Source organism: Enterovirga sp. (assembly GCF_028290205.1).
Taxonomy (GTDB): domain Bacteria; phylum Pseudomonadota; class Alphaproteobacteria; order Rhizobiales; family Beijerinckiaceae; genus Enterovirga.
Genome location: NZ_JAQGKF010000009.1, coordinates 61,798 through 76,112, shown reverse-complemented (window position 1 = coordinate 76,112; position 14,315 = coordinate 61,798). Strand labels below are relative to the sequence as shown.

16 protein-coding genes are annotated in these 14,315 nt (G+C 71.1%); 15 read left to right on the top strand and 1 reads right to left on the bottom strand.

Annotated features, from left to right (window positions below; translation table 11 throughout):
- Positions 1–82: 82 nt before the first annotated feature.
- From JWR86_RS00920 to JWR86_RS00880, 9 genes are all read left to right on the top strand, one after another.
- A complete protein-coding gene (locus JWR86_RS00920; protein ID WP_299559395.1) occupies positions 83–805 on the top strand; it encodes an SDR family oxidoreductase in 723 nt (240 codons plus the stop codon).
- A complete protein-coding gene (locus JWR86_RS00915) occupies positions 802–1,287 on the top strand; it encodes an NUDIX hydrolase (RefSeq protein ID WP_299559392.1) in 486 nt (161 codons plus the stop codon). The genes JWR86_RS00920 and JWR86_RS00915 overlap by 4 nt, the downstream gene beginning before the upstream one ends.
- A gap of 71 nt (positions 1,288–1,358) precedes the next feature.
- Complete coding sequence (locus JWR86_RS00910) at positions 1,359–1,610, top strand: hypothetical protein (RefSeq protein ID WP_299559389.1); 252 nt, start codon at positions 1,359–1,361, stop codon at positions 1,608–1,610.
- Between the two features lie 90 nt (positions 1,611–1,700).
- Positions 1,701–2,567 carry a folate-binding protein gene (locus tag JWR86_RS00905; protein ID WP_299559386.1) on the top strand — a complete coding sequence of 289 codons (867 nt, stop codon included), beginning with the start codon at positions 1,701–1,703 and terminating at the stop codon, positions 2,565–2,567.
- The gene (locus tag JWR86_RS00900) at positions 2,564–3,187 is read left to right on the top strand and encodes a DNA-3-methyladenine glycosylase I (RefSeq protein WP_299559383.1); all 624 of its coding nucleotides are present in this window, start codon (positions 2,564–2,566) and stop codon (positions 3,185–3,187) included. Before JWR86_RS00905 ends, JWR86_RS00900 begins: the two co-directional genes overlap by 4 nt.
- Positions 3,188–3,222: 35 nt before the next feature.
- On the top strand, positions 3,223–3,834 hold the full coding sequence (locus tag JWR86_RS00895) for an HD family hydrolase (RefSeq protein ID WP_299559380.1): 612 nt from the start codon (positions 3,223–3,225) through the stop codon (positions 3,832–3,834).
- Between the two features lie 7 nt (positions 3,835–3,841).
- Positions 3,842–4,129 carry an exodeoxyribonuclease VII small subunit gene (locus JWR86_RS00890; RefSeq protein WP_299559377.1) on the top strand — a complete coding sequence of 96 codons (288 nt, stop codon included), beginning with the start codon at positions 3,842–3,844 and terminating at the stop codon, positions 4,127–4,129.
- 20 nt (positions 4,130–4,149) lie between these two features.
- Positions 4,150–4,896, top strand: coding sequence for a TlyA family RNA methyltransferase (locus tag JWR86_RS00885; protein WP_299559374.1), 747 nt, complete (start codon positions 4,150–4,152; stop codon positions 4,894–4,896).
- Entirely contained in the window at positions 4,889–6,142 is a 1,254-nt protein-coding gene (locus tag JWR86_RS00880) for an RNA methyltransferase (protein WP_299559371.1), read from the top strand. Before JWR86_RS00885 ends, JWR86_RS00880 begins: the two co-directional genes overlap by 8 nt.
- Here the strand turns inward: JWR86_RS00880 and pdxH are convergent.
- Positions 6,139–6,747, bottom strand: coding sequence for a pyridoxamine 5'-phosphate oxidase (gene pdxH / locus JWR86_RS00875; RefSeq protein WP_299559406.1), 609 nt, complete (start codon positions 6,745–6,747; stop codon positions 6,139–6,141). The genes JWR86_RS00880 and pdxH overlap by 4 nt on opposite strands.
- A gap of 47 nt (positions 6,748–6,794) precedes the next feature.
- Here pdxH and JWR86_RS00870 point away from each other — a divergent pair, with 47 nt between their 5' ends.
- The 6 genes from JWR86_RS00870 to JWR86_RS00845 all read left to right on the top strand — a co-directional run bounded on the left by JWR86_RS00870 (position 6,795) and on the right by JWR86_RS00845 (position 14,273).
- Positions 6,795–7,265, top strand: coding sequence for an RT0821/Lpp0805 family surface protein (locus tag JWR86_RS00870; RefSeq protein ID WP_299559368.1), 471 nt, complete (start codon positions 6,795–6,797; stop codon positions 7,263–7,265).
- Positions 7,266–7,352: 87 nt separating this feature from the next.
- Positions 7,353–8,282 (top strand): DnaJ C-terminal domain-containing protein, encoded by a 930-nt coding sequence (locus JWR86_RS00865; RefSeq protein WP_299559365.1) that lies wholly within the window; start codon positions 7,353–7,355, stop codon positions 8,280–8,282.
- Positions 8,283–8,393: 111 nt separating this feature from the next.
- Positions 8,394–8,621, top strand: a complete 228-nt coding sequence (locus JWR86_RS00860; RefSeq protein WP_299559362.1) for a hypothetical protein — start codon at positions 8,394–8,396, stop codon at positions 8,619–8,621.
- Positions 8,622–8,721: 100 nt separating this feature from the next.
- Positions 8,722–9,552, top strand: coding sequence for an enoyl-ACP reductase FabI (gene fabI, locus JWR86_RS00855; protein ID WP_299559359.1), 831 nt, complete (start codon positions 8,722–8,724; stop codon positions 9,550–9,552).
- On the top strand, positions 9,549–10,136 hold the full coding sequence (locus JWR86_RS00850; RefSeq protein ID WP_299559403.1) for a histidine phosphatase family protein: 588 nt from the start codon (positions 9,549–9,551) through the stop codon (positions 10,134–10,136). The genes fabI and JWR86_RS00850 overlap by 4 nt, the downstream gene beginning before the upstream one ends.
- 99 nt (positions 10,137–10,235) lie before the next feature.
- Positions 10,236–14,273, top strand: coding sequence for a Pls/PosA family non-ribosomal peptide synthetase (locus tag JWR86_RS00845; RefSeq protein WP_299559356.1), 4,038 nt, complete (start codon positions 10,236–10,238; stop codon positions 14,271–14,273).
- The last annotated feature ends 42 nt before the right edge of the window (positions 14,274–14,315 follow it).

Below are 14,315 nucleotides of genomic sequence, written 5' to 3'. Positions count from 1 at the left end.
ACGAACTACCTTCCTGGTGTCTCTGCAAGGATCGATTGGCCGCGTGATCTCAAGCCCTCGCCGCAACCACGAACGACGCGTCATGCTCCTGACCGGTGCGAGTCGAGGCATCGGGCATGCGACCGTGAAGCGGTTCCAGGCGGCCGGCTGGCGGGTCATCACCTGCTCGCGCCACGCCTTCCCGGAGAACTGCCCGTGGGAGATGGGCCCGGACGACCACCTGCAGGTCGACCTCGCCAGCGCCGAGGACACGCTGCGGGCCGTCTCGGAGACCAAGGAGCGCCTGGTCGCCGAGGGCGGGCGCCTCGACGCGCTTGTCAACAATGCCGGGATCTCGCCCAAGGGGGAGGGCGGCACGCGGCTGAACGGCCTGAACACGGACCACGCCGACTGGATGCGGGTGTTCCAGGTCAACTTCTTCGCGCCCATCATGCTGGCCCGCGGCCTGTGCGATGAACTCGCCCGGGCCAAGGGCTCCATCGTCAACGTGACCTCGATCGCCGGATCGCGCGTCCACCCCTTCGCCGGGACGGCCTATTCGACCTCCAAGGCGGCGCTGGCCGCGCTGACCCGGGAAATGGCGGCGGATTTCGGCCCGCTGGGCGTGCGGGTGAACGCCATCTCGCCCGGCGAGATCGACACCTCGATCCTGTCGCCGGGAACGGAGAAGATCGTCGAAACCATCCCGCTGAAGCGGCTCGGCACCACGGACGAGGTCGCAAAGGCAATCTACTTCCTGTGCACGGAGACCTCGTCCTACGTGAACGGGGCCGAGCTGCACATCAACGGCGGGCAGCACGTGTGAGCGGCGACCCCAGCCGCCTCTATCCGGCCCGGCCCCTGCTCGCCGCCTCGGCGGCGGTGCTGCGCGGGGACCGCATCCTCCTGGCCACGCGCGGCCGCGCCCCGCTGCGGGATCTCTTCTCGCTTCCGGGCGGGCTCGTCGAGCCGGGCGAGACGCTGGCCGAGGCGGCTCTCCGGGAATTGCGCGAGGAGACGGGGGTTGCGGCCGAGGTGATCGCCCCGATCAGGCCCATCGAGTTCATCGAGCCGGAGGCGGACGGGCGCGTGCGTCACCATTATGTGATCTGCCCGCATGCGGCCCGCTGGCTGTCGGGCGACGGGGTGCCCGGAGAGGAAGCCGGGAGCATCCGGTGGTTTCGCGAGGACGAGATCGAGACGGTGCAGACCACCCCCGGGCTCCTTCCCGTGCTCCGTGCGGCTTTCGCCATCGGGCGCGCCGAAGCGGCCCGCGAGTCGTCCACCCCTTTTCCGCGCTCGCGTTAACCTCTTCGTCACCGATCGGTGGCGGGCCACCGCGCTCCTGTTAAAAGGTCACAGAACGGCCGGCCGGATACATGAACGACAGCGACAGCTCTGCGCCTGAGGATCTGGGTGACGCCAAGCGCGTGGCCTTCGGCTACGTTGCGGCGGCCTTTGCCGAAGCCGAGCTCGACGGGCTCGACAGCGACATCGTCGTCCAGGCCGCTCTGTTCGAGGCCTTCCGCCACCTGGTCGACCTCTACGGCGAAGAGCAGACCGCCACCTACGCGGAAACCTTCCCGGAGCGCATCCGGGGCGGCGGATTCTCGGTCGCGCCGCGTCACTGACCGGCAGGGCCCGCCCGGGCCGGTTGAGGGCGGCGCTGCGCGGCCCTACATCCGGGCTGTCCCGGCGAGAGGGCCGGGCCGGAGCGCAGGATGCCGAGTGTTCGCCTGGACGATCGCGGGGTGGTCGAGGTGTCGGGCCCTGAGGCCCGGCTGTTTCTGGACCGTCTCGTCACCTGCGATCTCGACACGATCGAGGTCGGTGGGGCCCGCTACGGCGCCTTGCTGACGCCCCAGGGCAAGATCCTGGCCGATTTCGTGATCCTGGCGACGGGCACCGACGCGTTTCTGCTCGATGCGCCGGCCGCCAGCGTGGCCGACCTGGTCAAACGCCTCCAGCTCTACCGCCTAAGGGCCAAGGTCACCGCGACCGACCTGTCGGCCGCGCACCAGGTCGCGGCCGGATGGGGCGATGCCCAGCCGCCCGCCGATGCCGTCGCGGCCGCGCCGGATCCGCGCCGCCCCGAACTCGGCTGGCGGGCCGTGGTGCGGCGCAACGCCTCGCCTGGAGAGGCGGGCGATCAGGGGAGCTACCACGCCCACCGGATCGCCTGCGGCGTGCCGGAGGCCGGCCGGGACTTCCTGCTCGGCGATGCGTTTCCGCACGAGGCCCTGATGGATCAGCTGGGCGGGGTCGATTTCCGCAAGGGCTGCTATGTCGGCCAGGAGGTCGTGTCCCGCATGCAGCATCGCGGCACGGCCCGGACCCGAATCGTGCGCCTGCGCTACCCGGGTGTCGGGCCGCACTCGGCCGCAGAGGTCGTGGCCGGCGAGCGAGCCCTCGGCCGGGCCAGCGACGCCCCGGGCGCCGTGGGTCTGGGCCTGATCCGGCTCGACCGGGCCGGCGAGGCGCTCGCCTCGGGAGAGCCGATTCGCGCCGGGGGCCAGCCGGTCGCGCTCGACAAGCCTGACTGGGTCCGCTTCGCCTATCCGGGCGAGGACGCGGCGGCATCGACGTGACCGCAGGCCTCGTCGCACACCCGGACGGGCGCTGCCGCTGCTGGTGGCCGGGGGCGGATCCGCTCTACGTCGCCTATCACGACACCGAATGGGGCGTGCCCGAGCGGGACGGCCGGGCGCTGTTCGAAAAGCTGATCCTGGACGGCTTCCAGGCCGGGCTCTCCTGGATCACCATTCTGCGCAAGCGCGACGCCTTCCGGCGCGCCTTTGCGAGTTTCCAGCCGGCCGCCATGGCGCGCTTCACGCCGGCCGAGGTCGAGACCCTGATGGGGGATGCCGGCATCGTCCGGAACCGGGCCAAGATCGAGGGCGCGGTGCGGTCGGCCCAGGCCTGGCTCGACATGGGCGGGGCCGAGCCGTTCGCCCGCTATCTCTGGGACAGGGTCGACGGCGTGCCCCGCCAGACCCTGCGCGAGACTCGGCAGGACATCCCGACCTCCGACGCGCTGTCGGCCGAGCTCTCGGCGGATCTGCGCCGCAAGGGCTTCACCTTCTGCGGGCCCACCATCGTGTATGCGTTTCTGCAGGCCACCGGGCTCGTCAACGACCACCTGGTCGGCTGCTTCCGGCATGCGGAATGCGCCCAGCTGGGCGGCAGCGCCGGAGCCGCGACAGCGTGAGCCGGCCGCAGCGGCCGGCCCGAGCCTGGCAGCGCATGCTATCCGGCCGCCGGCTCGACATCCTGGATCCGTCGCCGCTGGACGTCGAACTGGACGACATCGCGCACGGGCTCGCCCGGGTGGCGCGCTGGAACGGCCAGACGTCGGGGCCCTTCGTGTTCTCCGTGGCGCAGCATTCCTGCCTGGTGGAGGCGATCGCGCTCGAGGCCGAGCCCGCGCTGTCCGGCCCGCAGCGGCTCGCCGTGCTGCTGCACGACGCGCCCGAATACGTGATGGGCGACGTCATCACGCCTCTCAAGGCCGCGCTGGGCGACCACTTCCGGGCCATCGAAGGGCGGCTTCTCGGGGCGGTCTACCTGTCCTTCGGCCTGCCGGCCGAGCCCCCGGCCGCGCTGGCCCGGCTGATCAAGCGCGCTGACCGGACCGCCGCCTGTCTCGAGGCGACGGCATTGGCCGGGTTCTCGCAAGCCGAGGCCGCCACCATCTTCGGCCGCCCCGATCCCGTTCCCGACAGCGTGACGGCGCTCCTGGCGCCGTGGGCCCCCGAGGACGCGGCGGCGCGGTTCCGGGAGCGTGTTGCGGCGGCGGCGCCCGGGACGGCGAACCGGCCCGGCCGTCCTTGTCAGCCTCCGGCCGAGGACGCATAAGCCCGCCATGACGAGGCCCGACCCGCGCTCCGCCGCCGAAGCCCCCCGACCTGCCGAGGCGGCCGAGGTCGGCAGCCTGCCGTTCGAGGCGGCGCTGGCCGAACTCGAAGGCATCGTGAAGCAGCTCGAAGGCGGCCGCGTGCCGCTGGAAGATTCCATCGCCATCTATGAGCGCGGCGAGCTCCTGAAGCGGCATTGCGAGGCCCTGCTGAAGCGGGCCGAGGCCCGGATCGAGCGGATCACGCTCGGTCCCGACGGCGCCCCGACCGGGGTCGTGCCGCTGGACCCGGCCTGACCGCCGCCACCCGGCCGGCCATGGCCTCGCCGGACCGCATCCGGGCCGATCTCCTGCTCGTCGCCCGCGGCCTCGCGGAGAGCCGCGCCCAGGCCCGCGCCGCGATCGAGGCGGGGCTCGTGCAAGCGGGCGGCGCGCCCGTCCGGCGGCCCTCCGATCTCCTGCCGGCCGACGCGGAACTCGCGGCCGGCCGTCCTCATCCCTGGGTGTCGCGGGGCGGGGTCAAGCTCGCGGCCGCCCTGGATGCCTGGAGCATCGACCCGACCGGGCGGGTCTGCCTCGATGTCGGCGCCTCGACGGGCGGGTTCACGGACGTGCTGCTGGCCCGCGGCGCCGCCCTGGTTCACGCGGTCGATGTCGGCCGCGGCCAGCTCCACCCGAGGCTCGCCGCGGATGCGCGGGTCCGCAGCCTGGAAGCGACCGACATCCGGACCCTCGGCGGCGCGATCGAGCCGGCCTCGGTCGGGCTCGCCACCGTGGACGTCAGCTTCATCTCGCTGCGCCTCGTGCTGCCCGCGCTCGCCACCTACCTGGCCGCGGGCGCAGACCTCGTGGCACTGGTGAAGCCGCAATTCGAGGTCGGCCCGCAGGGGATCGGCCGGGGCGGCATTGTCCGCGACGCCGACCTGCGGGACGGGGCCGTCGCGGCCATCCTCGGGCTCCTGCCGGCGCTGAGCCTCGACCTCGTGGGGCGCATCGAGTCGCCGATTGCCGGGGGCGACGGCAACCGTGAAATTCTGATCGGGGCGCGTCGGCGCAATGGTTGAGCGGGTCGAGATTCGGGCGCTGGGCGCCGGCGGCGACGGATTCGGGGAAGGGCCGGAGGGGCCCGTCCATGTCTCGGGCGCGCTGCCGGGCGAGACGGTTCTGGCGGAACCGGGAGCAAAGCGGGCGCGGCTCGTCGAGATTCTGACCGCGAGCCCGGACCGGGTCGCCCCGTTCTGCCCCTATTACAGCCGCTGCGGCGGCTGCGTGGCGCAGCATGTCGGGCCAGACCTCTACGGCGCCTGGAAGCGCGGCAAGGTGCTGGCCGCGCTGGACCGCGCCGGGCTCGGCGGGGTCGCCGTCGACGAGCTGCAGGACGGCCACGGCGCGGGTCGCCGCCGCATGACGCTGCATGGACGCCTCCTCGAAGGCCGCATGCAGGTCGGCTACATGGAGGCTGGCAGCCACCGGCTGGTCGAGATCGAACGCTGCCCGATCACCGTGCCGGCCCTGGCGCGCGCGCCGGAGGCGGCCCGCATCGTGGCGGCCGCGCTCGGCGGCAGCGGCAAGCCGCTCGACATCGTCGTGACAGCGACCGAGGGCGGACTCGATATCGATCTGCGGGGCTCCGGCCCGCCCGGGGAGGCCCGTCGCCAGCGCCTCGTCGCGCTCGCGGCGGAGCTCGACCTCGCCCGCCTGTCCGTTCACGGCGATGTGCTGCTGGAGCGGCGGCCCCCGGCCATCCGGGTCGGCCCGGCCCTGGTCCTGCCGCCGCCAGGCGCCTTTCTCCAGGCCACGGAAGCGGGCGAGGAGCGTCTCGGGGCGGCCGTGATGGCGGGGGCTGCCGGTGCACGCCGGGTGGCCGATCTGTTCAGCGGGCTCGGCCCGTTCGCGCTGCGGCTGGCGCAGCGGGCGGAGGTCCACGCCGTGGACGGCGACGCGGCCCTGCTCGGCGCGCTCGACCGGGCCATGCGGGGGACGCCCGGGCTGCGCCGGGTCACGACGGAGCGGCGCGACCTGTTCCGCCGTCCTCTCCTGCCCACCGAACTCGACCGCTTCGATGCGGTGGTGCTCGACCCGCCGCGGGCCGGAGCCGAAGCCCAGGTCCGTCAGCTGATCCTGTCCTCCGTGGACAAGGTGATCATGGTATCCTGCGATCCCGGCACCTTCGCCCGTGATGCCGCCAGCCTGTGTGCGGGCGGGTTCTCACTCGCCCGGGTCTTGCCGGTCGACCAGTTCGCCTGGTCGGCTCACGTCGAGATGGTGGGCGTGTTCGGCCGCAAGCGGGCGCGGCCCCGCCGGCGCTAGGGATAGAGCCGGGTCCGCTCCCAGCCTTCCGCCGTCCGGACGAACTTCACCCGGTCGTGCAGCCGGAAGGGCCGATCCTGCCAGAACTCCATCTCGACCGGCGAGATGCGGAACCCGGTCCAGTGAGGCGGCCGGGGCACCTCGCCCACGGCGTATTTCGCGGCATAGAAGGCGACCGCCTTCTCCAGCGCGAAGCGGCTCTCGAGCGGGCGCGACTGCTGGCTCGCCCAGGCACCGATGCGGCTGTCGCGCGCGCGGCTCGCGAAATACGCGTCCGCTTCCGCCTCCGACACCTGCGCCACGGGGCCGCGCACCCGGATCTGCCGACGCAGGCTCTTCCAGTGAAACACCGCGGCCGCCTTGGGCTGGGAGGCAAGTTCGACGCCCTTGGCCGATTCGCTGTTGGTGTAGAACACGAAGCCCCTCTCATCGGCGCCCCGCATCAGGACCATGCGGATATCGGGCAGCCCGTCGCGGTCCACGGTCGCCAGCGCAGCCGCGTCCGGATCGTTCGGTTCGGACGCTTTCGCGTCTTGCATCCAGGCCGTGAACAGCCGGAAGGGCTCCTCCGCCTCCGTGAACTCACCGGTTGTTAAGCTGTCCACGGTGTTATCTCGCCTCACTCGATCATCGACCAGAATGGCCGGCCGACATGGATCGATATAAGGCAGGGTTCGACGTGGGCGAAGCGTACCGGTGGGCGTCGCGTGTTCTGACGGCTGCCACCTCGGCCGTGCTGCTATCGGCCTGCAGCGTCGCAGTCGGGGGGCTGTCGGACGAGCGCGTCGAGACGACCGGCTCGATCACGCGGCCGGAGGCGGCCTCGCCGCTCTCGCCCGATCTCGGCCAGGAAGATTGGCGCCGGGCCCGCGGCGCGCTCGCGATCGCGCTCGACCCGCAGGGAAACGGTTCCGCCGTGAAGTGGGATAATCCCGACAGCGAGATCGGCGGCACGTTCACGCCCGTCGCGCAGCCCTTTGTCAGGGACAACGAGATCTGCCGCTCGTTCATCGCCACCATCACCTTCCCGGGCCGCACCTCTTCGCTCCAGGGCACGGGGTGCCGCCTGTCGGCAGACGAGTGGCGGATCGTGGATGTCAGGCCCTGGCGCAAACCGGTCTGATCCCGGCATCGTTGCATTCGGGCAACACCCTTCCTACATGGAGTGCGTGTTCCGCCGCGTGACGCGATGCGGCGTCTGGAGCCCTTCATGCGAGACCCATACGAGATCCTGGGCGTCGCGCGCCGGGCGGATGAGGCCGAGATCAAGAAGGCCTTCCGCAAGCTCGCGAAGCAGCACCATCCCGACCGCAATGCCGGCGACGGCACGGCCAAGGACAAGTTCGCCGAGGTCAATGCCGCCTACGAGATCCTCGGCGATCCGGCTAAACGGGCCCAGTTCGACCGCGGCGAGATCGACGGCGAGGGCAAGCCCAAATTCCAGGGCTTCGAGGGCTTCGGCGCCGGCGGCCATGGCCGCGAGGGCTTCGAGGGGTTCTCGTTCGGCTTCGGAGGGGCCGGTCCGCGTGGCCCCGGCGCCGGGGCGGGCGCGAGCCCGGGTGCGGGTGGAGGCGAGGACATCTTTTCGCACCTGTTCGGGGAAGCGATGCGCGGCTCGCGCTCGCGCTCGCGCCGGGGGGAGGACGTGCAGGCCATCCTCACCGTCACGGTCGAGGAGATCGCGGCGGAAGCCCGCCAACGTCTCACGCTGCCCGGCGGCCGGGAGGTGGATGTCACCGTCCCGCCCGGCGTGACTGAGGGGCAGACGATCCGGCTCCGGGGGCTGGGCGCGCCGGGGCAGGGCGGCGGCCAGGCCGGAGACGTGCTCCTCACCATCAAAATCGCGCCCCAGGACCGCTACGTGATCGAGGGTGCGGACCTGCGCACGCGCTGCCCGATCGACCTCGAGGACGCGGTGCTGGGCGGCAAGGTCCGGGTCACGACGCCGACCGGCGCGGTCGAGATGAACGTGCCGCCCATGACCTCCTCCGGCCGCACGTTCCGGCTGCGTGGTCAGGGCCTGCCCACCAAAGCCGGTCGGGGCGACCTGTTGGTGACGGCCGAGATCCGCCTGCCGGACGCCCCGGACGACGCCCTGGCCGAGTACGCCCGCTCCCGCCGAGCCGCAAAGGTCGACTGAGGGGCGGCCCCTGGCCGCCCTCCCTTAACCGCTCGTCAACCCTGGCCGCAGAGCCGCGGGCACCAGCCGACGCTCCGCGCATTACGCCCCAGAGCAGCGCCCGAGGGCAGAATGGACGAGAAGACCCGCGCCGTGGCCCGCGCCATCGCGGCCGCCTGGTGGCGCAAAACGCACAGGCGTGCCGCCGGCGACCTGCGCGAAGCCGAAACTCCGGAGGATTACGCCGACAAGTTCTGGCAGGGTTTTCGCGAGGAGGCGGAGGCCGCGCTGGGTGCCCTCGCCCTCTGCCCGGCCGAGCGCTCCCGACCGCCTCGGGTGGCCTCCGACCGCTTCACCTGAGGGCCAGTGTCCGGCTGGGGCCGAAAGCCGGGACTTTCGTCGCCTGGGAGCCTCGGCTAAACAGCACCGCTCCGGAGGTGCCGGACAGTTCGGGTGGTTCATGGCGGACAAGGCAGAGGGTCTGCTCGCGGGGAAGCGAGGCCTCATCATGGGGGTCGCGAACAACCGCTCGATCGCCTATGGCATCGCCAAGGTTGCCCGCCAGCATGGGGCCGACCTCGCCTTCACCTATCAGGGTGACGCGCTGCGCAAGCGGGTCGAGCCGCTGGCCCAGGCGCTCGGCGGCCATGTGGTCGGCCATTGCGACGTCACCGACTCGGCCAGCCTGGATGCCGTGTTCGCGGCCACGGCCCAGCTCTGGGGCCGACTCGATTTCGTGGTCCACGCCATCGCCTTCTCGGACCGGGACGAGCTCACGGGCCGTTACGTGGAAACGAGCGAGGCCAATTTCACCAAGTCGCTCCTGATCTCCTGCTATTCCTTCACGGCGGTGGCGCAGCGCGCCGAGAAGCTGATGCCGGGCGGCGGCTCGCTCCTGACGCTGACCTATTACGGCGCCGAGAAGTGGATGCCGCATTACAACGTCATGGGCGTGGCCAAGGCCGCCCTGGAGGCCTCCGTGCGCTACCTGGCGGCCGATCTCGGCCCGGGTGGCATCCGGGTCAACGCCATCTCGGCCGGTCCGATCAAGACGCTGGCCGCCTCCGGCATCGGTGACTTCCGCTACATCCTGAAGTGGAACGAATATAATTCTCCGCTCCGTCGCACCGTGACCATCGAGGAGGTGGGCGAGACCGCGTCCTACCTCGTGTCGGACATGTCGCGCGGGGTTACGGGCGAGATCCTGCACGTCGATGCAGGCTACCACGTCGTCGGGATGAAGAATCCCGACGCGCCGGATCTCTCGCTCGAGCGCGAGCAGGCGTCCTGACCCCGACCATCTATTTCGTCCGCCATGGCGAAACCGACTGGAACGCCGAGGCGCGCCTTCAAGGGCAGAAGGACATCGCGCTGAACCCGGTCGGCCGGGTCCAGGCGGAGGCCGCCGGCCGCGCGCTCGCCCAGATGGTCGCGGAGCCGGCCGAACTCGACTTCGTGGCGAGCCCGCTCTCCCGCACCGTCGAGACCATGGAGATCTTGCGCGGCGCGCTCGGGCTGGCCCCCGGCGCGTACCGGCGCGACCCGCGCCTCGTTGAACTCACCTTCGGGCGCTGGGAAGGGCAGACCTGGCGGGAGGTCCGCCGGCACGATGCGGCGCTCGCCTCCTTGCGCGAGCGCGACAAGTGGAATTTCACGCCTCCCGACGGCGAGAGCTATGCCATGCTGCGCGAGCGGCTGCGGCCGGTGGTGGCCGAGCTGAACCGGCCGACGCTCCTCGTGTCTCATGGCGGGGTCGCGCGCGTCCTCCTGAACCTCCTGGCCGGCGTCGCGGAGCACGAGGCGCCGCGGGTCGATATCTGGCAAGGTCGCGTGCTCCTCCTCGAGTCGGGCCGCCACCGGTGGTCCGATACCTGACCTTTGGGCTAGACTTGGTCCCAACCGATTGGCTCCGTTCAGGAACGATCGGACAGGGAGGACCGTGCGGCGCCGCCGTGCGGTGGATGTGGGTGCCAGATGACCGCTGCGGCTGACGCATTGCGGACGACCACGCCGGTCCGCGCCGGAGCGGTGCTGCGCGGAGCGGTCCGCGACGACCTCCTGCGCGACGAAACGTTGGCGGAGATCTTCGCGGCGACTGCCCGGGCCCGGGGCGATCACTGCGCCATGATCTTCGGCGCGCGCCGGCTCAGCTACCGCGACGTGGACGCCGCGTCCGAGGGCATCGCGCGCGGCCTGGTCAGGCTCGGCATCGGCCCTGGGGACGTGGTCGGGCTCTGGATGGAGCGCGGGGTCGACCTTCTGGTGGCGCAGATCGCCGTCACCAAGACCGGTGCGGCTTGGCTTCCCTTTGACGCCGAGGCGCCGGCCGACCGCATCGCCGTGTGCCTCGCCGATGCCGGTGCCAAGGGGCTGCTGACCAGCCCGGAGCTGTCGCCGCGCGCCCCGACCGGCGCGCCCATCCTGACCGCCGCCCAGCTCGTCGACCCTGCCGACCAAGCCCCGCTCGATCCGCGGGCGCGCGGGCTCACGCCCGAGCACGCCGCCTACATGATCTACACCTCCGGCTCGACCGGCGTGCCGAAGGGCATCGTCGTGACGCAGCGGAACATCTGCCACTTCCTGCGCGCCGGGAACGAGCTTTACGGCTTCCGGGCCGACGACGTGGTGTTCCAGGGCGCCTCGGTCGCCTTCGATCTCTCGATGGAGGAGATCTGGATTCCGCTCATGGTCGGCGCGACGCTGTTTGTGGCCAGCCCGGCCATGATCGGCGACGTCGAGCGCCTGCCCGACCTCCTGGAGGCGGCCGGTGTCACGGTGCTGGACACGGTGCCGACCCTGCTCGCCATGCTGAGCCGGCCGGTGCCGAGCCTCCGGCTCATCCTGATGGGCGGCGAAGCGCTGCCGGCGCCGCTCGTCCAGCGCTGGGCGAAGCCGGGCTGCCGCCTGTTCAACACCTATGGTCCGACCGAGGCGACCGTGGTGGCGACGGCCTGTGAGGCCCTGCCCGGGCAGCCGGTCACCATCGGCCGGCCAATCGCAAACTACACGGCCTATGTGGTCGACGAGGCCGGCCGGCTCTGCGAGCCGGGCCAGCCGGGCGAACTCTGGATCGGCGGTCCGGGCGTGGCCCGGGGCTACCTGAAACGGCCGGAGCTGACGGCGGAGAAGTTCGTCGCCAACCCCTTTGCGCCCGGGGGCGCCGATCCGATCCTGTATCGATCGGGGGACGCGGTCAGCCTCACGCCCGCCGGAGATCTCGCGTTCCACGGCCGCATCGACGACCAGGTCAAGATACGCGGCTTCCGGGTCGAACTCGGCGAGATCGAGACCCGCATCGGTCAGCTCGAAGGGGTGGGGCAGGCCGCCGTGGTGTTGCGCCAGGACGACGGCATCGACCGGCTCGTCGCCTTTCTGGTGCCGGAGCGCGACACCGACCTCGCCACGGCGCAGCTTCGGGCTCGTCTGCGGCGCGACCTGCCGGCCTACATGGTGCCCGACCATTTCGAGCGGGTGGCCGAACTGCCCCGCCTATCGTCCGGCAAGGTCGACCGCAAGGCGCTGCGGGCGGCGCCGATCGGCTTCGGGGCTGATGCCGGAGAGCAGGAGCCCCCGGCCAACGAGACCGAGGCGGCGCTGCTGGTCGCGGCCAAGCGCAGCCTGGGCAACCAGGCGATCGGGCTCGAGGCGGATTTCTTCGCCGATCTGGGCGGCCACTCGCTGCTGGCCGCGCGCTTCGTCTCCGCCGTCCGGGAGGCGCCGGCGCTCGCCTCCATCACGCTGCAGGACGTCTATCGCCACCGCACCCTGCGGGCGATGTCGGACGATCTCATCGCCCGCACCGGCGGGGCCGGTGCCGACACCGTGATCCGCGACCTCTCCTTCGAGCCGCCGCCGCTGCGCCGGCGCTTCCTGTGCGGGCTCGCCCAGGCCGTCGCGCTGCCCTTCGTCATCGCGCTCGCCACCACGCAGTGGCTGGGCGTGTTCCTGACCTACCTGATCATTGTCGGCGAGGGTCTGGAATGGTGGGCCGAAGTTCTGGCCATCCTGCTCGTCTACATGATGATCAACGTGGTGACGGGCGCGATCGCGATCGCCTCGAAATGGCTGATCATCGGCCGCATGAAGCCAGGCCGGTATCCCCTCTGGGGAACCTACTACTTCCGGTGGTGGCTGGTCAGCCGGATCCTGACGCTGGTCCACATCAAGTGGCTGCAGGGCTCGCCCGCCATGGCGATCTACCTTCGCCTGATCGGCGCCAAGGTGGGCCGCGACGCCGTGATCGCGGACCTGCATGTCGGCGCTGCCGACCTCGTGTCCATCGGCGCCGGCAGCGTGCTCGGGTCGAAATGCGTGCTCCACAACGTGGAGGTGACCGGCAACAGCTTTGTGGTCGGGCGGATCGAGATCGGGGCCGACGTGCTGGTCGGCACCTCCTGCGTGGTGTCGAGCGGGGCGCGCCTCGGGGACCATTCCGAACTGCGCGACCTCACCGTGGTGCCGGAGGGGACCACCGTGCCGCCCCGGGCCGTCTGGGACGGCTCTCCCGGCCGCGAGGTGGGCGTGGTGGACCTGTCCGCCCTGCCGCCGCATGCGGACGCCACGACCAGACGGCGCCTCGGCCTCGGACTGATCTACGGCCTGATGCTGTTGCTGATTCCGGCCGTCAGCCTCCTGCCCATCTTCCCGGCCTTCTACCTCTTCGACCGGATCGACGATTCGCTCTCCGCCACCTTCGAGGTGAGCTATTACTGGTACCTGCCGCTGATCACCTGGCCGACGGCGATCGCCATGACGGCCGTGACCGTCCTGCTGATCGCGGCGCTGCGCTGGGCGGTGCTGCCCAAGGTGCGGTCCGGCCGGCACGCCATCTTCTCCGGCTTCTACATGCGGAAATGGATCGTTTCGCTCGGCACCGAGGTGACGCTCGAAACGCTCTCCAGCCTGTTCGCCACCATCTATATGCGGGCCTGGTACCGGCTGATGGGGGCCAAGATCGGCCAGGGGGCGGAGATCTCGACCAACCTGTCGGGCCGCTACGACATCGTGGGCATCGGGGCCGGGAATTTCATCGCCGATGAGGTGGTGTTCGGCGACGAGGAGGTGCGGCGCGGCTGGATGACGCTGGAGCCGGTCCAGACCGGCGCCCGCGTCTTCATCGGCAACGACGCCGTGGTGCCGCCGGGCTCCCAGATTCCGGACGACGTGCTGATCGGCATCAAGTCGAAGCCGCCCTCGAACGCGGAGATGGCCTCCGGCGACACCTGGTTCGGCTCGCCGCCGATCAAGCTCCCGACCCGTCAAAAGGTGGTGCTCGGGGCTGCCGCTACCTACACGCCGAGCCGCCGCATGAAGATGTGGCGGCTCGCCTTCGAAACGCTGCACACCTCGTTCCCGGCCATGCTGTTCATCTCGCTCGGGATCGCGGCCGTCGACAACCTCTTCTACCCGGCCGTGCTGCGCCACGATTGGGGCACGCTGGTCGCGAGCTTCATCTTCGCAGCCACCGCCATCGCGATCACGCAGGCGCTGATCGTGGTCTGCGTGAAATGGGCGTTGATGGGGCGCTACGAGCCCCTGATGAAACCGATGTGGTCCTGGTGGGCCATGCGGACGGAGGCCGTCGCGGTTCTCTATTGGGGCCTCGCCGGCAAGGTGCTGCTGGAACATCTCCAGGGCACCCCGTTTCTGCCCTGGTTCCTGCGCCTCCTCGGCACCAAGACCGGCCAGGGCATCTGCATGCTGTCCACCGACATCACCGAGTTCGACTGTGTCCGGATCGGCGATTTCTGCACCATCAACGACATGTCGGCGCTGCAGACGCATCTCTACGAGGATCGGGTGATGAAGGTCGGCCGGGTCGATCTCGGCCGGGGCGTCACGGTCGGGGCCAATGCGACCGTGCTCTACGACAGCCGCGTCGGCGAGTTCGCCATGCTGCGCCCGCTCACCGTGATCATGAAGGGCGAGTCGATCCCCGCCCATTCCGAATGGGAGGGCGCCCCGGCCGTGCCGGTGATCCACGCCCCGGCCCCGCAGCGAATCGCCGCCTGAGGCGGCGCTTTCGGGCGCGGGCGGGCTGACTCGCCCGCGCTT